At 46.0% G+C, this 23,242-nt stretch carries 13 protein-coding genes, 1 rRNA gene and 1 pseudogene; 12 read left to right on the top strand and 3 right to left on the bottom strand.

The genetic code is table 11. The features are described from left to right. Positions 1 to 43 precede the first annotated feature (43 nt). Together OCV82_RS13460 and OCV82_RS13455 are read right to left on the bottom strand one after the other, a co-directional pair. Entirely contained in the window at positions 44 to 1,444 is a 1,401-nt protein-coding gene (locus tag OCV82_RS13460; protein WP_262543720.1) for a DUF4374 domain-containing protein, read from the bottom strand. A 28-nt stretch (positions 1,445 to 1,472) separates the two neighbouring features. Continuing rightward, a complete protein-coding gene (locus tag OCV82_RS13455) occupies positions 1,473 to 3,809 on the bottom strand; it encodes a TonB-dependent receptor (protein WP_154044890.1) in 2,337 nt (778 codons plus the stop codon). Between the two features lie 306 nt (positions 3,810 to 4,115). Here OCV82_RS13455 and OCV82_RS13450 point away from each other — a divergent pair, with 306 nt between their 5' ends. The 4 genes from OCV82_RS13450 (at position 4,116) to OCV82_RS13435 (ending at position 11,699) form a co-directional block, all read left to right on the top strand. Continuing rightward, positions 4,116 to 5,393, top strand: a complete 1,278-nt coding sequence (locus OCV82_RS13450; RefSeq protein WP_154044876.1) for a hemolysin family protein — start codon at positions 4,116 to 4,118, stop codon at positions 5,391 to 5,393. 873 nt (positions 5,394 to 6,266) lie between these two features. After that, on the top strand, positions 6,267 to 9,203 hold the full coding sequence (locus OCV82_RS13445; RefSeq protein WP_154044875.1) for a SusC/RagA family TonB-linked outer membrane protein: 2,937 nt from the start codon (positions 6,267 to 6,269) through the stop codon (positions 9,201 to 9,203). Positions 9,204 to 9,248: 45 nt separating this feature from the next. Then, entirely contained in the window at positions 9,249 to 10,763 is a 1,515-nt protein-coding gene (locus OCV82_RS13440) for a RagB/SusD family nutrient uptake outer membrane protein (RefSeq protein WP_154044874.1), read from the top strand. An 18-nt stretch (positions 10,764 to 10,781) separates the two neighbouring features. Next, positions 10,782 to 11,699, top strand: coding sequence for a DUF4984 domain-containing protein (locus tag OCV82_RS13435; protein ID WP_154044873.1), 918 nt, complete (start codon positions 10,782 to 10,784; stop codon positions 11,697 to 11,699). 120 nt (positions 11,700 to 11,819) lie between these two features. On the opposite strand, the gene OCV82_RS13430 is transcribed toward OCV82_RS13435, so the two are convergent. After that, a complete protein-coding gene (locus OCV82_RS13430; RefSeq protein WP_258323378.1) occupies positions 11,820 to 11,957 on the bottom strand; it encodes a hypothetical protein in 138 nt (45 codons plus the stop codon). Between the two features lie 352 nt (positions 11,958 to 12,309). Here OCV82_RS13430 and OCV82_RS13425 point away from each other — a divergent pair, with 352 nt between their 5' ends. From OCV82_RS13425 to OCV82_RS13395, 8 genes and pseudogenes are all read left to right on the top strand, one after another. Then, positions 12,310 to 14,025, top strand: coding sequence for a hypothetical protein (locus OCV82_RS13425; protein WP_262543718.1), 1,716 nt, complete (start codon positions 12,310 to 12,312; stop codon positions 14,023 to 14,025). 15 nt (positions 14,026 to 14,040) lie between these two features. Continuing rightward, positions 14,041 to 16,815 carry a DUF4458 domain-containing protein gene (locus OCV82_RS13420; protein ID WP_154044871.1) on the top strand — a complete coding sequence of 925 codons (2,775 nt, stop codon included), beginning with the start codon at positions 14,041 to 14,043 and terminating at the stop codon, positions 16,813 to 16,815. Between the two features lie 30 nt (positions 16,816 to 16,845). Then, positions 16,846 to 18,816: a BACON domain-containing protein gene (locus tag OCV82_RS13415; protein ID WP_154044870.1), complete on the top strand. Its 1,971-nt coding sequence runs from the start codon at positions 16,846 to 16,848 to the stop codon at positions 18,814 to 18,816. A gap of 22 nt (positions 18,817 to 18,838) precedes the next feature. Next, positions 18,839 to 20,953 (top strand): S8 family serine peptidase, encoded by a 2,115-nt coding sequence (locus tag OCV82_RS13410; protein ID WP_154044889.1) that lies wholly within the window; start codon positions 18,839 to 18,841, stop codon positions 20,951 to 20,953. A gap of 8 nt (positions 20,954 to 20,961) precedes the next feature. After that, positions 20,962 to 21,402, top strand: a pseudogene (locus OCV82_RS15220) (DUF1573 domain-containing protein); the annotation flags it as partial. A gap of 51 nt (positions 21,403 to 21,453) precedes the next feature. Beyond that, the gene (locus OCV82_RS13405) at positions 21,454 to 21,777 is read left to right on the top strand and encodes an Ig-like domain-containing protein (protein ID WP_239469104.1); all 324 of its coding nucleotides are present in this window, start codon (positions 21,454 to 21,456) and stop codon (positions 21,775 to 21,777) included. Positions 21,778 to 21,820: 43 nt separating this feature from the next. After that, complete coding sequence (locus OCV82_RS13400) at positions 21,821 to 22,312, top strand: lipocalin-like domain-containing protein (protein ID WP_154044868.1); 492 nt, start codon at positions 21,821 to 21,823, stop codon at positions 22,310 to 22,312. 815 nt (positions 22,313 to 23,127) lie between these two features. Further along, positions 23,128 to 23,242 (top strand): 16S ribosomal RNA (locus OCV82_RS13395); the annotation flags it as partial.

Here is a 23,242-nt window from a genome sequence, read left to right as displayed (position 1 = left end):
AAATATTATAGGAGATGGAAGCTCTCCTATAATGCTATCAATGTTATTCTGTTACATTAAGTCTTCCTACACCTGAAAGCTGAGTCGCCTCTACGGTAAGTCCTTTTGTCGCAACTCCTGTAGTAGGGTCTATCTTATAGATGGCAGGATATCCGGAAGTGGTAGTAACTGCTACATAAGCTTTTCCATTTTCTATGTATGGAGTGTTTCCGAATCCGCTTACGTCCGAAGGCATGCCTGTTACGTATGTAAGATTCTTGTCTTCAGCCTTGAAAATAGCAAGCTGGTTTGCTGTATAACCTGTTTCTGAGAATGGACGGTCGTACATGAGCAAAAGGAAATAGTCGTCAGCTATAGGCCAGCAGCGCATGAATGATTTTCCGTCTGTTTTCTCTTCTATATTGCAGTAATAATCGTCAAAAGCTTCTGTTCCGGCAGGAATTCTCACAACTCCGGCAGGCAGTGTAGTCTGCTGGCGGCTGTCTTTCATCGTTTTGGCATAACTTGGTGAGAATACGTAAATATCACCGTTGCCTGCACTCCATACCATCTGATAGTACTGCGATTTCATTCTTCCGGCTGCATAGCTTATCTTGTCTGTCGTTATGATTTTCTTTTCTGTGAGAGTCTCGTCACTGAATATTGCTATGTGACATTCATTCGGGTATTGGGTCCATTGCAGTTCATCTTTCTTGTATGAGCTGCTACCGCTACCGCCTTCTTCTGTCTTTATCAAATCCTCATTGCCTTGCAAAACCCATTTCCCATTCTCAAATTTTGTTCCATACTGGCTCAGTCCCATAGGAATGGCTGCAGAAAATATTTTGCCGTTATTTTCAAGAAGACCTGCTAATGTGACATACTCTCCGTTGCCAAGGAAGTTTTCTGACAGATATTTTTCGTTTTGAGTATCGTTAGTTGTATAAATTTCTCCTGCGGCATCCAAATAAGAAATGAGGAATGATTTCGGTGTATAACCGTTTTCATCGTTCCATTCTGTAGGTCCGTCGCCGGTAGAAGTAGTCATGATATACTTTCCGTATGTGCCAAAAGTAGTAAAACGTCTTATGGCAAATTCTCCGTTTCTCTTTTTAATATTATTGTTTGCGTCAAGGATGAATGATGTTGTGACCCCCGCATTACCTTGGTTGTATGCCAGCCCGTAAAGATACTGGTTGTTATAGTATATCCACTGTGTAGCTCCGTCGTTAACAAGTCCGTTGTTTTTGGTTGAAACAGTTCCTTCGTCTAGCGATGAGGCTGTAAGAAGTACGTTAGTGGTATTTCCGGATGCTGTGACCGATGCAGCTATTACATATTGACCTTTTTGGTCTGTATTGTTGTTATTATTGTTGTTGTCAACTGTCTCCTCGCTGCATGAAGTTGCAGATACTGCTACGCCAAGTAATATGGCCATGTTTCTGATAAAATTTTTTTTACTCATTTTTTTGCTCATTTTAGATTGTATTATTTTATTTACCAAAATATACTCTTACTTTTCCGTAGAATGCTCTTCCTGCTTTCTGTAAACTAAAATTGTCGTACAGTTTTTCGTCTGTCAGATTACGGCATTCGAAGGAAATGTTATATCTTCCTTTCTTCATGCTGTACGAAAGACTGATGTTGTGCGAAAACTGGTTTGGAACAATGTAGTCGCTGCTTGAGCCTATCACTTGCGAATAGTATGAAAAGCTGTGCAGATACTGGTTGTCGTATGTAAAGGTCAGCGTGTTGCCTTTCTCAAACAGGTTGTGCCAATAGAGGTTTATATCCGAATCGGCAAACATGTAAGGTATGTTGGGCATGCGTTCCTTATAAGCCAGATTAGGCTGGTTGGTACCTATTGCCATTTTCTGATTGTCCCTTACATCCATTCGGGTGAAATTCCCTCCGATACTCAGCCAATTGCTGAAACCGTATCTTACAGAAGCGTTTATTCCTTTGGTAAGGACTTTTCCGTAGTTGATATACGTAGCAGCCATCTTACCACCGCTAAGGTCTGCGATATTTCTCTGTATATAGTCTTTGGTATCGCGATATATAAGTCCTCCTTCCAGATAAACACTATGTTTGCCAAAAGCCTTGTTATAGCTGATATTCAGATTTATGTTGTCACTGTTTTCCGGACGGATACTTATATCACCCATTTCTAAGTCTTCATCACCGAACATTTCCTCAATGGTAGGCAGACGATAGGCTTTTTCGTATGACAGTTTAACCTGCAATGCCGGCATTACGAAGAATGTACCAGCTGCTCCATAACCGGTTGAACTGACTTTTCTGTCTGTACGCACAAAGTCTGAATTATTAGCATCTGTGGCTTGCGGACCTGATACATACTGTAAATATTGTTTTGCAAAAGCTGAAAAGTTCCATCTTTCCGACATCATAAGTCTGTATGACAGTCCGCTGATGTTTTTCCTTGTACGTTTGTCTATAGGGTCGGTCTGTTCTTCTTTGGTTAGTAGAGAAGTGTTTTCGCGTCTGAATGCATTGAACACATTATTAAATGTAATGAAATGTGCCTTACCTATTCTGTAGTTCAGTGTTACTGTATTGTTCCAGTTATCATTGTCTGCACGCGAATATTGATACGACTGTTCTCCACGGGTATTCATTAGTTTCTTGTCGCCTAGCCAGTTGTATTCGTATGCTGCAGTGTCTACATTATAAGTAGTATTTCTGTTGTAGTTACCTGTTATCATCAGTTCAAGTCCTTTAATAATAAGGTCTCTTTTACTGTATTCCACTGAAGGCATAAGCGAATGTCCTTTTCTGTGCTTTTCGCCATAGACGATATTCTGACGTACACCTGTCTGTATGTCCTGATACATATTTGAATAGGTAAATCCGAACATAAGGCGGTCTGCCCATATTTTGTCCACTACACCTATCTTCCCGATGACAGCTTCGTTGTGATAAGTGTCATTGAATCTTTTCACTCTGCCTGTTCCGGCATTTATATTTCCTGTTTCAAAATCCTTTATCGGACCGTCTATGTAATAATTATTGTCTGAATAGTTTTGGAAAGCATTTATTTCATAGGTAAATCCGTTTTTCAAAGACTGCCCAAAATGAACATTCGATTTATGTGTATTGAACGAACCGTATGAGTACGAAGCATCCAGGAACCAGTTACGCCTTTTCTTGTTTGTAACTATATTGATAACCCCTCCTATGGCATCCGAACCGAACCCTACCGGAACCACTCCTTTATATACTTCTATTCTTTCGGCAAAATTTACCGGAATATTGTTGAGACCGAACGAGCTTCCAACACCTTCTTGTGGAACACCGTCTATAAAGATCTTTACGTGTTTACCGCTAAATCCGTCGAGCATCATCTGCATGTCCGAACCTACACCACCTGATTCCCTGAGCTTCATGCCCGGAGCTTTGGCCAGTGCATCGCTAAGGCTCTTCGTGCTGTTCTTCATATCCTTTGTATCTACAGCCACTGCATTGAACGCCGAGCGTTTGAGACGACTGACACCGTTCGACACTACAACCACTTCGTCAAGTTCTGTTACTGACGGTTTCAGTATTACTCTGTGATTGTTATGGTGATGGTGTTTGCTTATTGTAACATTCTTTTCGTAAGTCTCGAAACCTATGGCCGAAACTACAAGTGTGTATTCTCCAGCAGGAGCGTTAAGTCTGTATTCTCCTTTTTCATTAGTAGTACATCCGAAGTTGGTGTTCTTCAGATAGACGGTTGCAAAATCCACAGGACTCTTGTCTGTAGATTTTACTATACCGGATAAGATAATCTTCTGTACCTCCGCTTTGACTGTCATACATAATGTCATTGCGGCAAAAAGAAACACAAATTTAAAATACTGACTCCACAGCTTTTTGCTCATAAACTAATACCTTATAAATATATTTTCTAATCTTTTAATTCCGGATGCAAAGTTACTGCCATGAGCATTTTCCCACAATCGCAATTTTTAGGTATATTTCATGCTGTTTTTTGTATGTATTACTAATCATTTTTAGGTATTGCCTAAAATGAGTGATAAACAGATTGTTAAAACTTTCTAATAGAATGTTATTAATTCGTGTTGAGCGTGAACAATCTATTATTTTTGCTGTTGAAAACATTTAATATATATATGAACGAAATTTTTATTATCATCGGGTTGATATTGCTTAATGGAGTTTTCGCAATGTCCGAGGTGGCACTCATATCAGCCCGTAAATCACGTCTTTCCGCTGACGCTAAAAACGGAAACAAATCGGCAAAAACGGCTCTAAAACTCGCAAATGAACCGGACAGGTTCCTTTCTACCGTACAGATTGGTATTACTCTTATCGGAATCCTTACCGGTATCTATTCCGGAAATCAGATTGCAGTCGATCTTACAGAAGCTATGAAATCATGGGGAGTATCTTCTACATACGCCTTCGGTTTGGCTCAGGGTGTTATCGTTGTAGTGGTTACATATCTTACTATTATATTCGGTGAACTTGTTCCTAAGCGTATAGGTATGAGTATGGCTGAAAAGGCTGCAAAGGTAATGGCTCAGCCGATGAACATACTTTCTGTAATAGCTCTTCCTTTCGTTTGGTTGCTAGCAAAAAGCACTGAGGTTATCTTCAATCTTCTTGGAGTAAAAGAGGAGGATAATAAGGTGACAGAAGAAGAAATCAAGTCTATTATTAAAGAGGGAGCCGAAGACGGTGAGGTGCAACCGGTTGAGCAGGATATCATGCAGAGGGTATTTCTTTTGGGCGATTTGAAGGTAAGCTCTATTATGACGCATAAGTCGGATATCGTATGGCTGGACACAGATATGACCGTAGATGATGTAAAAAGCATTGTGAATGACAATCTTTATGAATTCTATCCTATTGCTGATGGTGATTTGGATCATGTAAAAGGTGTTATTCATTTGAAAGATCTCGTTTTGCATCTGCATGAAAATGATTTTAATCTTGTTTCTTTGACACAGGAAGCGGTGTTCTTCCATGAAAACATGAATGTATATAAGGTGCTTGAGCAAATGAAGATGAAGAAGATAAGCCGGGCTCTTGTATGTGATGAATTTGGGGCATGTACTGGTATTATTACATTGAAAGATATTCTTGAAGGACTGGTAGGAAATGTAGATGAAGCCGATGATGAACCAGACATTATCAAGAGAGTAAATAACGACGGGTGGTTGGTTGACGGACAGTGTCCTATGTACGACTTCCTTAATTATTTCAACCGTCCTGAATTGTTTGAAAAATCAGATTTCCATACCCTTGGAGGACTTATATTACAACACCTGCAGCATGTACCTCAAAGTGGGGAGACTCTGCAATGGAATGGATTTAATTTCGAAGTAGTTGATATGGACGGGGCAAGAATTGATAAGGTTCTTGTTACTCAGGTCAAACATGATTAGAAAAGATTTTAACCGCTCTATTATGGGCGGTTTTTTTTGGGGGGGATAATTAAGAATGAGTTGAAATGCAATAAAAGATGAAATGTTTTATGAACCGAATAGCATCCATTTTATAATGTTAGATTTGTATATGTATTTGTTCACAATGTTGTATGAAATGATAATTTATTTATGACGAGAATCCGTTCTTTTTTATTTGTTTTACTGCTTACAATATGTATTACAGATTTTCGATAGCTTTGAAAATGGATGTTCAGAATAAGTATTTTTTATAATTTATATTCTTGTATTGATTAAAAATCTTATAAATATTCACATTAACAATATTTATACTTTCAAATTGGTGCTTTCATATTTGTGTAATATTATTGCTTAATGTGTTCCTGTTATACTTATTGTGTGACATAATTAAATGAAAAATGCGTGTCTGTGTGTTTTTTTGTAAAGGATGAATATGTTTATGTAATAAGCAGGTTATATATTGTAATGAAATAACTTCATTAATTTATTTTATGCTATGCCATACTTTTGTAATTTTGCGCCCACAAAGAATTAAGGAATAGAATATAGGTGTAATAAAGTTAAAGGAATAGAAATGGAAACAAATTTGGAATGTTCTCTATTTTTTAACAATTGGGATATCGTGTTTCGTAACGTCAAAGCACGGGATTCTTTCTAAAAATTAATTTGCGTTGAGAGTTATTTATGAAAAAGTGTTTTCATAAGTACTTGTGTATCTTGTAGCTATTACCAGGTGAATGGCGTAATCGTGGTGCATCATGCTTTCGGTGGAAAAAATGATGCCCGTTTTTTCGTTTGCCTGTTTTGCATGAATATTCATTTAATTTTTAATTTTAATTTTTATAGCGGAAGATGAAAAGATTTATTCTTTTGTTTATCTCTTTTGCTTTATTCTCATTCCATTCGGCTTTTGCCCAAGGTTTTGTGGTGAAAGGTACCGTTACCGCCCACGAGGACGGTAGCCCGCTGATAGGAGTGACGGTATTGCAGAAGGGGACTACTAACGGTGTAGTTACCGACATGGACGGTAATTACAGCTTCGAGGTTAAAGGCGCGTCAGATGCGATCTTGGTATTCTCTTATATCGGTATGCAGTCGCAGAGCCATCAGGTCAATGCTTCCACCGGAGTTTTGAACGTTGTTTTGAAATCCGATGCGGAGATGATAGACGAGGTGGTAGTGGTAGCTTACGGTGTTCGTAAGAAAGGAACCATAGCGGGTGCCGTGTCAACGGTTTCGGCCGACAAGATGGCCGATGTGCCTGCCGCAAGTTTCGACCAGGCTTTGCAGGGGCAGACGCCGGGTTTGTCCGTAATCTCGAATTCGGGAGAGCCGAGCGAGCCGGCCGTTTTCCAGATTCGTGGTACAAACTCCATCAATTCAGGTACGGCGCCGCTCTTCATTCTTGACGGTGTACCTATTTCAAGTTCGGATTTCAATGCCATCAGCCCGGGTGATATAGAGTCTATTTCCGTGCTGAAGGACGCTTCTTCCACATCCATTTATGGAGCGCGTGCGGCAAATGGAGTGGTTGTAATCACTTCAAAGCGAGGACTTTCCATGGATAAGGCGAAAGTGACGTTGCGTGCGCAGTTCGGTTTCTCACAGCTTGCCAACACCGGCAAATGGAATTTGATGAACACGGAGGAGCGTATAGCTTATGAAAAGGAAGTGGGGCTCGATTCCGGACAGGATTATGACTTGCTCTCGCGTGTGGATGTCGATTGGCTTGACGCCGTGTTCAAGGACGCTGCCCCGCTACAGAGTTACGAACTGTCGGTCAACCGTGCCACGGACAGGCTTAACTATTACGTGTCTGGCGGTTTCTATGACCAGGACGGTATAGCCCAAGGCTCTACGTTCCGCCGTTATAACATACGCGCCAATGCCGAAGTGAAGGCTAGCAACTGGCTGAAGATGGGTACCAACACAATGGCGGCATACGAGGAAATACAGCAGGCGGAGTCAGGCTCATACGCCCTCTATACTCCTATTTCGGCATGCCGCTTCATGCTCCCGTATTGGAATCCATATAATGAGGACGGTTCCATAGCCTCGCAGAACGACGGTTCGTGGCAGGGCACGGGGCAGAACCCTATAGAGTGGATGGACATGAACCCTGTGGAATATACTAAATACAAGATGTTGTCCACCATTTACGCGGAGATTACGCCGATAGAAAACCTCACCATCAGGAGCCAGTTCGGAGCGGATTACACATATTCCAAGGGATTTATGAGGTCGTTCCCGAGCTATATCATCAACGATGGCATGGGTAGCGCGGGACGCAGTGCGTCGGACATGCTCAATCTTACGGAGACGACCACGGCCAACTATCGCTGGAACTATAATGAAGACCATTCGTTCAACTTCCTCCTCGGACAGGAAGCCGTGAACTACATGTCGGAAGGTTTCCAGGTCGTTACTGCCGGCCAGACGCACGACCTGCTCACGAACGTATCGTCCGGAACACGTGCCTCTTCATGGACGGACAGCACATCATCGTATTCATACCTCTCGTTCTTCTTTCGTGGGGAATACAATTATAAGGATTTGTATTACGCCGATTTCTCCGTGCGTACCGATGCTTCCTCGCGTTTCGGTAGCAAAAACCGTTGGGGTGCGTTCTGGTCTGTGGGTCTGATGTGGAATATGAAGAACGAGGCATTCCTTAAGGATGTAAGTTGGCTGACCGGCGCGCAGGTGACACTCAGCTCAGGTACTTCAGGTAACTCCGAGATACCGGACTATGACCATCTGGCACTCGTGGGCGGCGGTCCGAACTATGCCGACGAGGCGGGTATATACCCGATGCAGAGCGGCAACGAGGATTTGGGATGGGAAAAAACGTGGGCAAACAACCTCGGTTTCCGTCTTGGATTCATCGACAGGATAAATGTGGATATCGACCTTTATAATAAGAAGACCACGGACATGCTTATGCTGGTGCCGCAGTCGTATGCCGTGACCGGCGAAGGCTACCGTTGGGAAAACATCGGAGCGATGGTGAACAGGGGAGTAGAGTTGAACGTGGCGGCAGACGTGCTCCGTGTGAAAGGCTTCACATGGAACGTGAGTGCTAACGTGTCGTATAATAAGAACAAGTTGGTGGAATTGTATAACGGGGTACAGGAGTACGTTAACTCCACTACCGGACTGAAATACCAGGTGGGACATCCGGTGGGCGAGTTCTTCATGAACAGGTACGCCGGAGTTAACCCGGCCAACGGTGATGCCCTCTGGTACACTAAGGATGGAGAGATAACCACCGAATACAACGAGAGCGACAAGGTGATGACGGGCAAGTCGTATGATGCTCCATGGGCCGGAGGTTTCGGTACCACGCTCTCGTGGAAAGGACTCTCGCTCTCGGCACAGTTCAGCTGGATGGCCGACAAGTGGGTAGTGAACAACGACCGCTATTTCGAGGAGAGCAACGGGCTTTATACCGCTTACAACCAGTCGAAACGTCTGCTTTACGACCGCTGGAAAAATCCGGGCGACATAACGGACATACCGCGCCACGGCGTTACGCCCCAGCTTGACGACCGTTTCCTCGAGAACGCGTCGTTCCTGCGCCTGAAGAACCTGACGCTTGCCTACAACCTGCCGCAGCTGTGGCTGAGGAAGACCAACTTCTTCACGTCGGCAAGGATTTACGTGCAGGGGCAGAACCTGCTGACGTTCACCGGCTTCACGGGATTGGACCCGGAAGTGGCGGCCAATGTTTATCAGGCACAGTATCCGGCGTCACGACAGTTCACCATGGGTGTGGAACTATCATTCTAAGAATTTGAAAGAATATCATAAATATAATATATAGTAAAGAATAATATGTTTGGAAAAATCAGATATTACCTGCTTCCGGCGGTATTGGCGTTCTCTACGGTGTCATGCCTCGACAAATATCCGTCCGACGCCATGACGTTCGACGAGTCCATACAGACGGTGGACGACGTCAATCTGGCCGTGATTGGCATTTACGACGCTTTCAAAAGCTCGTACCTCTATTCCGGGGCGTTGACGCTCCTGCCGGACATACAGACAGACCTTGTGTATGGCATAAACAACAACACGAATGTTTACGGCGAGGTTTGGAGATGGAACGACATACTTTCCACCAATACGGACATAGAAGGCGTTTACGGTTCTCTTTATGATGTCGTAAACCGTTGCAACTTCCTGCTCGACAGGGTGGACGCGGTACGCGAAAGCACTACCGACGACGACCAGCTGGACAAGCTCGACCAGTGTTGCGGCGAGACGTATTTCGCGCGCGCCCTGGCTTATTCGGAGCTTATAAAGCTGTTCTGCAAGCCTTATGAGAAAGACCGGGACATGACGCAGGAACTGGGTGTAATCCTTACGGAACACTACGGTGGCGACGAGACTATGACTCGTTCCGACCTGAAGGCTTCATATGAATTCGTGATAAACGACCTCGACCGCGCGGCGGAACTTCTGAAGGTGGAGGACGATTACGAGGGCGGACTTTACGACCTGGAGTATTTTTGCGAATATACGGTCTATGCCCTCCGCGCACGCGTGGCTCTTTACATGCAGGACTGGGACGCGGCTATAGAATATTCGTCCAAGGTCATAGACAGCGGCTATTACGCTCTTTCCAGTTCTACGCTGATGGCCACCAGCTCGCAGAGCTATTACCAGTACATGTGGTCATACGATACCTCTACCGAGATAATATGGAAGGTGGCGTTCACCATCAATTCCTACGGGGGAGCCTTGGGCCAGGTCTTTGCCAACTACGACATGGTGTCGTTTCGTCCGGACTATGTGCCGGCAGCGTGGGTGCTCGGGCTTTATGACGCGAGCGACTTGAGGTATGACGCTTTCTTCAGCAATATTACCACCGGCTACACCCACGGGCTTACATGGCCGCTGCTCATCAAGTATTTCGGCAACGAGCAGTTCATCTCGTATAACATATACCACGTCACAATGCCTAAGGTGTTCCGCCTCTCCGAGCAGTACCTGATACGTGCAGAGGCTTATGTGCAGAATGGCAGATACGGCGACGCTGGCGACGACATAGCATCAATACGCCGCGCGCGCTATTCCTCCTTCAGCGGAAGCGTTTCCATGAGCGAGGATGACGCCATGGATATTATAGAGGAGGAACGCGTGAAGGAACTCTACATGGAGGGTTTCCGCCTGAACGACTTGAAACGCTGGCACAAGGGCTTCGAGCGCGAGCCGCAGGAACAGTCGTTGTCCAACGGCAGCAGCCTGAAGGTGGAAGCCGACGACCCTCTCTTCGTATGGCCGATACCGCAGCACGAGCTTGATTCGCCGGGTTCCGAAGTGCAACCGAATGAAAGTAACAAATAAGAAATAAAACATATGGTAATGAAGAATTTATTTATTGGATGTATGGCGGCCGTTGCCGCCGTGGCAGGGCTGTCTGGATGCGACGAGAAGAGAGTGTCCTACAGCGGACCCGATTATCTTATGTTTTCCGATACCATTTACAACTATCCCGTGCAGGAAAGCGGCGAGACGTTCAAAGTTCCGGTGTCAGCCACCGTGAAGTCAGACCGTGACCGTACTTTCGCCGTTGAGGTGATAGACAGCAAGAGCAACGCCGTGGAAGGAAAGCATTACCGCCTGCTTGACAATAATGTCACCATCAAGGCGGGCGAGATGGCCGGATACGTGGAGGTGAAGGGTATATACGAGAATATCGGGATTTCGGACTCGCTCGGCTTCGCGCTGCGCCTTATAGTGCCCGACGAATACAAGTGGGATTTGTACGGGACGGATGCCAACGTGGTATTGCAGAAGGTATGTCCTTTCGACATAAACGCCTTTTCGGGATATTGCTTGGTCACATCGCTGTATTTTCTTGACTATTCAAGTACCGTTAACAACACTCAGGGGCTGACGAGCCGCCTCATAAAGACGGAGGTGTCGCCCGACGAGGAGAACACAGTGATACTCCACGGGCCTTATTATGAGGGATACGACGTGAAGCTGAAGTTCAAGACGGACGACGTGGCCGAACCTTATATAGAGATGGACGACACTCAGTGCGGCACCACAGGCGAGGCTTTCAATACCGTCTATGGCGACGGCAAACTGATGATGACCCAGCCTTCGGGATATGTGTCTTACTACAGTTCCTGCGAGAACTTCGTCATGCAGTACGTCTCCGTACAGGTGTTCAACAAGGATGGCAGCCTTTACGGAACCGTAGGTACTTACGCTACCATCTACGAGTGGATAAGCGACGGCGAGGCGGAGGACTTGATGGAAGATGGATATTGATGTATGTACTTTTCTTTTTGTCGGATGTACTTTTTCTTTCGTTGGATGTACTTTTCTTTTTGTCTTGACACAAAAAGAAAAGATACCAAAAGAAAAAAGTCAAGCGCTGACGCTCCGGGGCTACTCCGGACGGATTTCAGCTTGAGTGGCAGGAAACTCGCTTCGCTCAGACAGCCTGCCCCTCTTTACAGCTGAAATCCATCCTCCGCTTAACGCTCCTCCGCATAGGCGCGGCCATGCGGCGTTGGACGAGGACACGCTTTACGTTTCGCACTGGGATATGAAGCACTTAAATCAACATTTGTCAATGTCCAATCCCGCATGGCTCCCCGGCCTTGACCGGCGGGCGTAAAGCGGAGAAGACGCTTCAGGCGTTAAGAACGGCAGGCTGTTTGAGCGTAGCGAGTTCCCTGCCGTTTAGCCGGAAGAGGCTTCGGAGTAGCCCGACGGGCGCAGACGGTGTACTTTCTTTTTGGTATCTTTTTCTTTCGGACAAGCGAAAGAAAAAGTACATATACGAAAAGTACACAATTAAACATTTAAAAACATATACATTTTATTATATTATTGTATGACTTAAAAAAAAGGAATTATGAAAAACTTAAAGAAAATGTCAGTAAAGTTTTACCTTATGCTCGCGCTGTCCGCTGTTGCGGTATTAGTAGGCTGTAAGGACGATGAAGAAGTTGTTACACCGCAGTTCCCGGATTTGAAGGAACAGACGGTTACTCTTACTGAGACTACGGACGAAAATGGAAATAATGTATTTTCTGCAAGCCTCGATATAACATTTAGCGCGAACCTCGACTGGACCCTGAAGAGCGATGCCGCATGGTGCAGGTTCGTAAACGGAGAGATCAAAGAAACGACAGCTTCGGGAAAGGCCGGCGACCAGACTCTGAAAGTAGAGATTTCCGATGCAAGCTGGAACTATACTTCAGCAGACGTTGCGCAGATTACACTTTCTATGGCATCGCAGGAGCAGGTTATTTATAAGATAACCCGCGGAATGAGGGAATATCAGAACCTTGTGGTTACGAATGAGGCAGGAGACATATCTTACAGTTCTTCAACTCCGTTGGAAATAAAAGGCAATAATGCAAATGTTGTAACTACTTCGTTGAGAGCTTCCGCCGAAGCCGGCATGGAGATAGGTCTTCAATATCCGGAATGGTTGACGATGAGTATTAATCAGGAAACTGGAGCCTATGACTTTACTTTCAATACTGAAAGTGAAAACGACATCAGATATCCGATAGAAAACACAGGTGATGTAATATCTTTTTATACCTCTGACGCTGAAACAGCGGAAACAGACAAAGTAAGAAGAATAGACATTCCTGTTTCTTATGAAGGTTTCGACAAGAGGGCTTTGGTTATCCAATCGGCTCACAATGGATTGTCTGTAGATGCTGATGGAACAATCAATACTGAGGAAGGTCAGAAACAGTCGGTTTCTTCGACTATTACTGCGAACTCTAATGATTTTGTAATTTTGAAAGGATTGGTTGAGAAGTACGAACTTCCTGATATTTCAGATGGAGAGGGTGGAATGATTGACCAAAGTTTTGCTTATAGATATGATTTTGAACAAGAACTGAACTGGGTGGAAGTAACGCAGCCTACAACTGATGGTGTTGTGACTTTGTCAGTAAAAGCAAATGATTCCGAAGAAGAAAGGGAGGCGATAGTTGTGCTTCTGCCAAAGGCTTTGGTCGATGAATATGGAACAAACTATAATGACTATTTGTTGATTCGTGAAGGAGATGTTGACAGTGAGGGTAATCCTCTTACGGCTGGAGATTTGAAGTCAGAATTCAGTACATTCGTAATGGCTTCTCTTACTCAAGCTAAGAAAAATGTGGCTCAAGAAGAAATCAGTTTTATTTCGAGAGCGATAGATGGTGGTGGAACGTTGATGTCTTATAGTGATGTAGGATTATCAAATATTGAGTCTGTAAAAATTGAAAGCTCTGAACTTGAAAGTATAAAATCAGAATATGCAGATTTAGCCGATGTATCAAATGTTTGGAAAATTGTTATACCAAAAGATATTTATGAAATGGGGTTAGTTAGCGGCATGCCAATCATTATTGAGGCTGTTGGCAGAGGAGATGGACAGACCATGTCCAATTTGTCAACCGATAGTGGTATAACATGCTCTGAAGATAAGCGTCAAGGTTCATTATGGATACAATCCGAAATGTCTAATGTTGATATATATGGCTTGTCTATATCCGGTACTCTTACTGACCATTATGATATAGTAGTCAAGAATTCTGACGGTACTATCGCTTCATTCTGTAGATTGGAATTAGGAAACTAATAAAACAACAATTAAATGACAACATACAATAAAATAATAAAACAGTTTCTTGCACCTATCATTGCCGTACTTTTCTGTACGGCAGTGACAGGCTGTAAGGACGACGAAGGACTGCAGGGCAGCGAATACGGCTATGTGCAGTTCAAGCTTTACAAGGCAGCATCGTACCAGCCGGCGGAGGAAACACCGGCTTCGCGTGCTGCTTCAGAAATGCTGAGTGACATACAGAAAGTGGAGGTCGAGCTTAATTACAACGGTACTTCCATCACACAGACACTTGTGCTGAACTCTTACAGCTCGGAAAATGCGGAGTACGGCATGCGTAGCGACAAACTGCAGTTGATGGCAGGAACATACACCATGGTGGGCTACAGACTGCTCGACAAGGTGGACGAGGTGGTAAGCAGCTACAATGCGTCGGGCGATATAGAGGTACGTCCGGGAGAGCTTACCGTGCACGACCTTACCGCCGAAGTGCAGGAGAGGGGACAGGTACAGTTCAAACTGATGAAGTCGTGGGTGAGCGACTCACGAGCTTCGACACCGTCGGAAGAGACATACCTGTTCAACGACATAAACATGGTGGACATTACACTGAGGAATACTTTTACACAGGCTACGGTGGAACTTGAAAAGATTCCTGTGAGACAAGAACTGAACTATAGCGACTCGGAACAGGGCGACGTGCCTTCCGAGACTGGCGACAAGTATTATTCAAGCGAGATTGCCTATACGGACTCACTTGTATGGGTTCCCGCGGGCGAATACCAGGTGGTGGAATACTCCACTTACAGGAAGTCGGGAGCGGTAACTTACAATCTCGAAATAGGCACGGGAGTAGAGGGAACAGCGTTCACCGTGGAAGACAACCAAGTGACCAAGGACGCCGAAGTACCAGTATTGCTCTCTGAGACTTCGGAAAAGATAAAAGACTACATGGCTCTTTATGAGATATGGAAGGCCTTGAACGGTCCGGAATGGAACTATGTGGGAGAGGCTTATCCGGCGGGAGCCAACTGGAACTTCAACAAGGAGAAAGACATGTGGGGCGTACAGCCGGGCGTACAGCTGGACGACAATGGCCGAGTGACGGCTCTCACAATAGCCGGATTCGGAGCGAAAGGAGTAGTGCCTGATGCGATAGGCCAGCTCACGGAACTGAGGATATTGGCTTTCGGAGCACACGACGAGAAGCTGGGAGGCAACATCACAGCCTCGCTGAGAGCCGACATGAGCGAAGCTGACAAAAAGAAAGTGCGCGAGAATTACGCCAACCTATTCCTGAAGAAAGACTCGCGCGAGGACTTGTCGGAAATGCTGCAGTGGGTTATAAACAGAGACCCGAAGCAGAAAGCCATAAAGAAAAGTACCCGCATAAGCCCGAAAGACGTGCAGATAGGTGCGGTCACGAACGAGATTACGGAAATATCCAAGGCGGTGATGAGACTTACAAAACTGCAGAACCTGTTTATCGCGAACTCTACCATAACGGCGGATAAAGTATTTACAGATTGGGTTTCAAATCCGGTTGAGGGCGTTACTACAAGGGATTACAAGGAAGAATGGAAGGATGAAGTATCGGGCTGGAAATGGGAGAACTTCAAAGACCTTACCGACATGGAGCTTTACAACTGTAAGAACTTTGACAAGATACCTGATTTCGTTCTCCAACTTCCGGAACTGCAGGTGTTGAACCTTGCCTGCAACCGCGGAATGAAAATGAAGGAGCAGTGGATAAGACTCGTGACCGGCAGTACAAGCGGGGACGGTACAGGAACACCTACTACCGTAGCCTCAAAGATACAGATGCTTTACTTCGGCTATAACGATTTCGGTGATGAAGAAAACAATTTCCCGCCGCTTAAAGTGTTGAGCCATATGAAGAACCTCCACATGCTCGACTGCACCAGCAGCGGGGTAAAAGGCAAGGTGGAAGGCTTCGGTTCAGATGTCGTTTTGTCACAGCTTCTGCTTAGCGACAACGAGATAACCGAGATAGGAGGCGAGTTCTGCAGCTTCTCGAATGATGTAGAGACATTGAACTTCGCCAATAACAAGATAAAGCTGATACCGAACATATTCGATGCCTCATCGCTTTACGTGATGGGCGGTGTGGACTTCTCCGGCAACCAGATAACAGGCGTGGCAGATCCGGACAATTTCAAAGGTATAAACGCCAGCTCCGTCAACCTGTCCAACAACAAGCTGGTGAAATTCCCTAAGGAACTGTTCCAGGCTGAATCGCCGATAACTACACTTAACCTGGCTGGCAACGGCATCGAGAAGATAGAAGAAGGTGACATAGTGAACAACAGGGCAGGAGGCAGGAACAAGAATGCCAACCTTATCTCTACCATCGACCTCCGTTTCAACAAGCTTAGTTCGCTGCCCGACGACTTCAGGGCTACGGGTATTCCTTACCTGAGAGGGTTCGACGTAAGCTACAACTGTTTCAGCAAGGTTCCGGAACAGCCTTTGAACTGTAGCGAGCTTGAAGCCATAGGAGTGCGCCACCAGCGCGACGCGGAAGGAAGGAGAATCCTGCGCGAATGGCCTGTCGGCATCACGGAATGCCCCAGCCTGCTACAGCTCCAGATAGGCTCCAACGATATCCGCAAGGTGGACGAGGAGATGACACCACAGCTGTGGATAGTGGAAGTCAAGGACAACCCGAGCATAACGCTGGACGTTACGAGCGTATGTTCCTACATCAGCGCCGGTCTGTGGATGCTTATCTATGACAAGACACAGGATATACGCGGATGCGATGCTTTGGACATTGAAAACTGAAAATGAAAATAAACTAACAAACGTAGAAAAATGAAATATATAAGTAAGATAACGTTGGGTCTGGGACTGTTTGCCTCTCTGCTGGCATCGTGCAAGGACGATGAAGTGGCGGACTCGAACATGGGAATATCCCTCGACAAGGAAACCATAGCCATAGGCCCTGACGGCGGAACAGAGAGCATTGTTGTCACCGCAGGCAGGAACTGGGTATCCAGTGCCTCCAGACCGTGGGTAGCCGTGTCGCCGGCCAACGGTTTCGGCTCCGTGGAAGGCTCGCTTGCCATCGACTCCACCCTTGAGGTGACAGCGCGCACGGCGCAGGTACGTTACCGCCAGGAAGACAACCAGGAGGTGATACTCACCATAAACCAGTTCGGATACGGAAAACAGATTATACCTTCGGAGAGCGAAATCCGGATAGAGAGTTCAGGCACGTATGACGAGCGTCATTTCGACCTGACAGTTTCCACAAACGTTGAGTTCAAGGTGGACGAAAACATCACCTACGAATGGGACGGCGAACCGACTCCGGAAGACGGATTGACGGACAGCGACCTCACCGGATGGATTACGGCGCCGCAAAACACTGAAGTGGACCTCGACAGGAAGGACCGTCCGAGAACGGTGAACATCCGTTTCCGCTGGGACATGAATACGGCACCTTACAGCCGCATAGCGAAGATCAGGCTTGTCCCTACCGACGAAAGTGTGGTGCTTGTTGACCAGGATGGAAACCCTACGGGCGACGTGGTGGTGACAGTGGTGCAGGAAGCTGCCGTAAGGATTACCGATGACCGCCGGGGAGACTCTCTTGCCGTGGTCATGATAAACGAGAAACTACAGTCGCTCTTCACTTACAATTTCTCCGACAAGATGGAGAACTGGGAAAACGTTACCCTGTGGGAGGAAGGCGATGAAGGCATGCCTGATGGTGCGCTCGGACGTATCCGTTCGCTGTCGTTCATGCAGTTCAACCTGAACAAGGAAGAGACTTTCCCGAAAGAGATAAAATATCTCAAGTATTTGGAAGAATTGTCCGTAACAAGTAATACCAACCGCCAGACCAAGGATATGGAATTTGGCGAGGAAGTTTGCGAACTGGAACACCTCAAGAGGCTCGCCATTGTGTCGTACGGGCTTTATAAGCTACCCGAGAACTTTGGTAAACTTGCCGGGACGCTTGAATACCTCGACCTTGGAAGCAACAATTTCCAGAAATTGTCCGATATAACCAATGTTGTTAACAAAGATACTTTCAAAGAACTGAAAGGCCTTGAACTTTCCACTTGCCGCAAAAACGATACCACTTCAGAACTGGCTGGAATTGAATGGGATAATGAAAAACTCGGATTGCATATAGACTTGGGTACGGAAGCATCTCCGGGAGAAGGACGACAGGAATTTATAGAACTCCTCAAGTGGGAAAACCTCGAGTACCTCGGACTCTCTTACATGTTCATAGAAGGCGAGTTGCCTACAGACGAGGAGTTGATGGAACCGGACGCAAACTTCGGTAGCTATCTGTCTAGTGACTTCTTTGAAGGCGACGCATATAAGTACGAGAAAATTTCAAAGGATACGTGCGGCTGGCTTCTTACCGACAGGGAGGTGGAACTTCTTGGTGAAAAAGTGAAAGGCACCGACATAGCAAGGGTGCTCCCGAGAATGCATAATTTCAGCATAAATCTGAACTTCATTACCGGAGAGTTGCCTAACTGGCTGCTTTTCCACCCGTTCTTAATGGAATGGGATCCGGAGTCGCTTGTCATGAACCAGTGGGAACAGGGAAAAGACAGCGATGGCAAGTCGGTAGGTTTCAGCAACAGGAATGACGTGGTGAATACCAGGTACGTATATTATTACGGCGACGGCAAAACAGAGTCCGGCTATCCTGAGGATATAAGCGTAGCCTATCCGGGCTATTATAACAAGTTCGTGGGTGGAGGAAAGGATTGGACACCCGGAAGCACGGATGCCGGCGAAACTACTTCTAAACAATAACTATATTTACGGATAAAAAATGATGAATAATAAAATATTATATTCTGCGATATTCGCGCTGTCGCTTGCGGCGTGTACGGACGATACCCTTACACCTGCCATAGATGCCCCCGAGGCGGAAACGGAAGTAACCATTCCCGCCGGGGCAAAATCCGGCGAACTACTTATCAAGTTCAAGCCGGAGATGACAGAAATCCTTGACAAGACACTCTCCGCCGTTTCCAGAAGCGGAGGGGCGGCAAGCCGCTCGGGAATACCTTCTACCGACGAAGTGCTGGAAATCCTTGGAGGATACCGTTTCGAGAGGGTTTTCCCGGTGGACGAAGCCACTGAGGAACGTACCCGCGCGGCGGGACTTCACCTGTGGTATGTGGTGAAATTCGATGAAAACGCTAGTCTTCAGGAGGCTGCCAACAGTCTTGCAAGACTGGGAGAGGTCTCAGCCGTACAGGCCAACCACGAGATAAAGCGTGCATACCGCACCGACATGAAGAGGACATACGTCAGCGCGGCCGCGCTGGAAAGCCGTACCTCGGCTCTTTCCGCTTCCGACGGTTTCTTTAACGACCCCGGATACAAATACCAATGGCATTATAACAACGTTGGCGATTATCCGTTCGATGACCTGAACTTTGATGAAACAGGTGTCGCTTCGCATTCCAAGGCCGGCTCCGACATCAATTGCGAGGAGGCGTGGCAGCTTTGCACCGGCGATCCGTCAATCATCGTGGCCGTTCTGGACGAGGGCGTGATGAATACTCATCCGGATTTGGAAGGTAATATATGGAAAAATGAAGACGAGACATACCTTTCCGGCGATGATAATGACGGCAACGGATATAAGGGTGACTTTTACGGATACAACTTCGTGAAGAACTCGCCATTGGTGTCATGGTCTGACGAGTCAGACACAGGCCACGGCACTCACGTGGCCGGTACTATAGCAGCCATGAACAACAATGAAGGAGTATGCGGTATCGCCGGCGGCGACGGCACCCAGAATTCCGGTGTGAAGATAATGTCGTGTCAGGTGTTCGACGGTGAGAACGGCGTGACCCTCGACGGAGAGGCAAAAGCCATAAAATATGCCGCCGACAACGGTGCGGTCATTCTCCAGTGCAGCTGGGGGTATAACTCTGCCTATGCCAATATGGCGATGGGCTTCACACCCGGACCTGAGACGGAGGAAGAATGGGCCGCCACTTATCCACTCGAAAAGGACGCGTTGGATTATTTCATTAACAATGCCGGCTCGCCGAACGGTGTAGTGGAAGGCGGAATAGTGGTGTTCGCGGCAGGTAATGAATATGCCGCAAAACCGGCATTCCCCGGCGCATATTCAAAATGTATAACCGTAGCCGCGGTCGATGCAAGTTATACTCCGGCTAGCTACTCCAATTACGGTGTTGAGACAGACGTGTGCGCCCCTGGCGGCGACGGCGAGTATTATGACCTTTTAGGCCAATCAGCTCCGGAATATGTGGACGTGAACATTGATGCCGATAAGAACAACTACATTTCGCAAGGCTCCATATTGTCAACCTTGATACGCAATGGTCAGCCTGTTTACGGATACATGGACGGTACCTCTATGGCATGCCCTCACGTGTCCGGAGTCGTGGCGTTAGGTCTGTCATATGCCGTTAAGGAACGTCGCCACTTCAAGGCTGAGGAATTCATCGAACTTGTTAAGTCTTCAGTAAAAGACATATACGATGAATATTATACAGGCAAGAAGACATACTACTACGGACATTCCAATTTTTCCGCGCCTCTTACTGAGATGGTTCTTTCCGAATATGTAGGGAAGATGGGTACCGGCCTTATCGATGCCGGACTGCTTCTTAAGAATGTGGCCGGTGCCGGAACAGACATGAAAGTGCCTAACGTATATGTAGCCGTTGGTGGTACCAGTTCAATAAACCTTGCCGGCTACTTCAAGGCCGGTGAGACGAAAACTTACATTTGCAGTGTGGCAGACTCTTCAGTGGCTACGGTGACAGTAGATGGCAGCGTGATGAAAGTAACCGGTGTGAAAGCCGGCTCTACAAACCTTACCGTCACTACTTCTGCAGGAGAAGAGCAGACTGTGGTTGTTACGGTTCGAAACTCCGCTAACGATAACGGTTGGATGTAATTATTTTAATGATGGATAATATCGGAATAAAATCAATACTTCTATTCACGGGCCTGGCATTGTCATGCGACTTGATGTCACAGATCAAAGCCGGGTTTCCCGATGAAGATGTAGAGGCGATAGTCAATCCTCCTTTGGAAGAGAACGCTGCCCATATTTTGAAATTCGACAGTATCGTGTGTCATCTCGGTACCCTTACTGAGGACGATTCCCCAAAGACGGTGCGTTTCTCTTTCACCAATGTAAGTGACAAGCCTGTACTGATAGATAGAGTCCGGACGACGTGCGGATGCGTGTCTGCCGGTGTGGAAGCCCGAAGGATACCGTCAGGCGAAAAAGGTTCGGTGACGCTGAAGTACGTGCCTAAGAACCATCCCGGAACCATAGATACGAACGCTTTTGTCTATGTGGAGGGAATGGGAAAAAGCCCTGTGGCCAGATTGACACTATTGGGAAACGTTTTGCCCGGAAAGGACGTTTGGGCAAGATTCAGGTACTCCATGGGTAAGCTCAGGCTCAAGACAAAGTCGGTGAGTATCGATGAGGTAGCCCCCGGCAAAAAGCCTGAAGTGAGAATATTGTGCGGCAACAGCGGCTCGACTCCGTTAAGGCTTTCCGCCGTGATAGTACCGTCGTTCGTTTCATTCAGGACTGAGCCGGAAGTGATAGACCCCGGATGCGAGGCCGACATTGTGATAGGAATAGATGCTGACGTATTTTTAACTGCCGGAAATGGGAACAAGTCTTTCCGGCTGATAGTGGAAGGAGTTGGCGGAAAACCGTCCGACAGGACTATCACTGTGAACGTTGCAATGGACAAGTGATTTGGCTTTATTCTGTATTTTTGCAAAATAAAAAACAATGTATATGAAAAATTTATTTAAGACAATATTTTTATTCTCTCTAATGTTTTGTCTCGCCTCATGCGAAGACGACTTTCATTCCGGCTCCCACTCCGGAGGCTCAGGAATGGATGTCACTCCGGCCAACATAAACGGTACATGGCAGCTTTCCGAATGGAACGGTGCTCCGTTGGCGGAGGGGACATACTGTTATGTGGTTTTCAGCCGCCGGGAACGTACTTTCGAAATTTACCAGAAGTTCGACAGTATGTACGCCCGCTACATCACTGGAACCTATAGTATAGAGGACGATCCATACAAGGGTTATGTCATTAGCGGCGTGTACGACTATGACAACGGTGACTGGAACAATGACTATGTGGTGACAGACCTGCTGGAGAGTGGCTCCATGGTGTGGACTGCAGTGGGAGACGAGACTGACGTGTGCAAATATGTGCGTGTAGATGCCGTTCCTGATGAGATAGAAGAAGAGGCTCGGAAAGAGCAGGTCGATTGATTGCTGTTTTGTTTCTCTTCGAGGAAACGCTCGTTTCCTCGAAGAGAAATTGTCGTTTCCTACTGAGGAAATTCTAGTTTCCTCCCACCGGAAACTGTGTCTCTCCGGAAAAGCGCATGTATGATGCGGTCTGCCTTAGGCACCGGCGCGATACATGTGGTTACGGGTATTATATCGAACTCACGTTTAGAGCCTGTTTAAATTTTGCTCATGTTTATTTTGAGAATTGTTTTCGAGAATGTTATTCTGATTTTACGAGGATGATAGCGTGCTATCTGACGAATAAAATCGGGAAAACAGGCAGGAAACAAACTCAAAAGAATATGATATAACATTAATTTATTGGAAAATTTAAACAGACTCTAATTATTGGGAAATTTGTGTAATATGCTTGTTAGGATTAAAAATATTGATTAACAAAGAGATATCATATTTCATATAATTTTTCTGAAAAAAAGTTTGTCAAAAGTATTGCGAGTATGGAAAATGTTTGTACCTTTGCATCCGCTTTCAAGAGGGAAAGACGTTGAGTTGACACGGTGAAGGTGTAATAATGGGTATTTGAAAAAAAACTTCCGAAAAATTTGCATCTTAAAAAGAAAGTCCGTAACTTTGCAAATACTTTCTCTTCTAAAAAGTGAAGCGATAAGAAAAGAGTTCTTTGAAAGATTTTAGATAAACAAACAGAATGTAGTACAAGCGTCACATTATATATATGATGTGATGAAAAGTAAGAATAAACCGTCAATTTTAGAGATAAAACGGTATCCTGAACAGAGACAAAACATATCCTTAACGGATATACAAGATATTTTACAATGAAGAGTTTGATCCTGGCTCAGGATGAACGCTAGCTACAGGCTTAACACATGCAAGTCGAGGGGCAGCGGGATTGAAGCTTGCTTCAATCGCCGGCGACCGGCGCACGGG

Source organism: Bacteroides cellulolyticus, from assembly GCF_025567135.1.
GTDB classification, from domain to species: Bacteria; Bacteroidota; Bacteroidia; order Bacteroidales; family Bacteroidaceae; genus Phocaeicola; species Phocaeicola cellulolyticus.
The sequence above is the reverse complement of the archived record's forward strand: the minus strand, read 5'-3'. Positions and strand labels throughout refer to the sequence as shown.

Excerpts from the sequence above, each read along its gene's own strand:
- OCV82_RS13400 (WP_154044868.1), top strand. The coding sequence starts at position 21,821 with ATGAAAAATTTATTTAAGACAATATTTTTATTCTCTCTAATGTTTTGT.
- OCV82_RS13455 (WP_154044890.1), bottom strand. The coding sequence starts at position 3,809 with ATGACATTATGTATGACAGTCAAAGCGGAGGTACAGAAGATTATCTTA.
- OCV82_RS13405 (WP_239469104.1), top strand. The coding sequence starts at position 21,454 with ATGGGTAAGCTCAGGCTCAAGACAAAGTCGGTGAGTATCGATGAGGTA.
- OCV82_RS13440 (WP_154044874.1), top strand. The coding sequence starts at position 9,249 with ATGTTTGGAAAAATCAGATATTACCTGCTTCCGGCGGTATTGGCGTTC.
- OCV82_RS13435 (WP_154044873.1), top strand. The coding sequence starts at position 10,782 with ATGAAGAATTTATTTATTGGATGTATGGCGGCCGTTGCCGCCGTGGCA.
- OCV82_RS13450 (WP_154044876.1), top strand. The coding sequence starts at position 4,116 with ATGAACGAAATTTTTATTATCATCGGGTTGATATTGCTTAATGGAGTT.
- OCV82_RS13425 (WP_262543718.1), top strand. The coding sequence starts at position 12,310 with ATGTCAGTAAAGTTTTACCTTATGCTCGCGCTGTCCGCTGTTGCGGTA.
- OCV82_RS13410 (WP_154044889.1), top strand. The coding sequence starts at position 18,839 with ATGAATAATAAAATATTATATTCTGCGATATTCGCGCTGTCGCTTGCG.
- OCV82_RS13415 (WP_154044870.1), top strand. The coding sequence starts at position 16,846 with ATGAAATATATAAGTAAGATAACGTTGGGTCTGGGACTGTTTGCCTCT.
- OCV82_RS13420 (WP_154044871.1), top strand. The coding sequence starts at position 14,041 with ATGACAACATACAATAAAATAATAAAACAGTTTCTTGCACCTATCATT.
- OCV82_RS13445 (WP_154044875.1), top strand. The coding sequence starts at position 6,267 with ATGAAAAGATTTATTCTTTTGTTTATCTCTTTTGCTTTATTCTCATTC.
- OCV82_RS13460 (WP_262543720.1), bottom strand. The coding sequence starts at position 1,444 with ATGAGTAAAAAAAATTTTATCAGAAACATGGCCATATTACTTGGCGTA.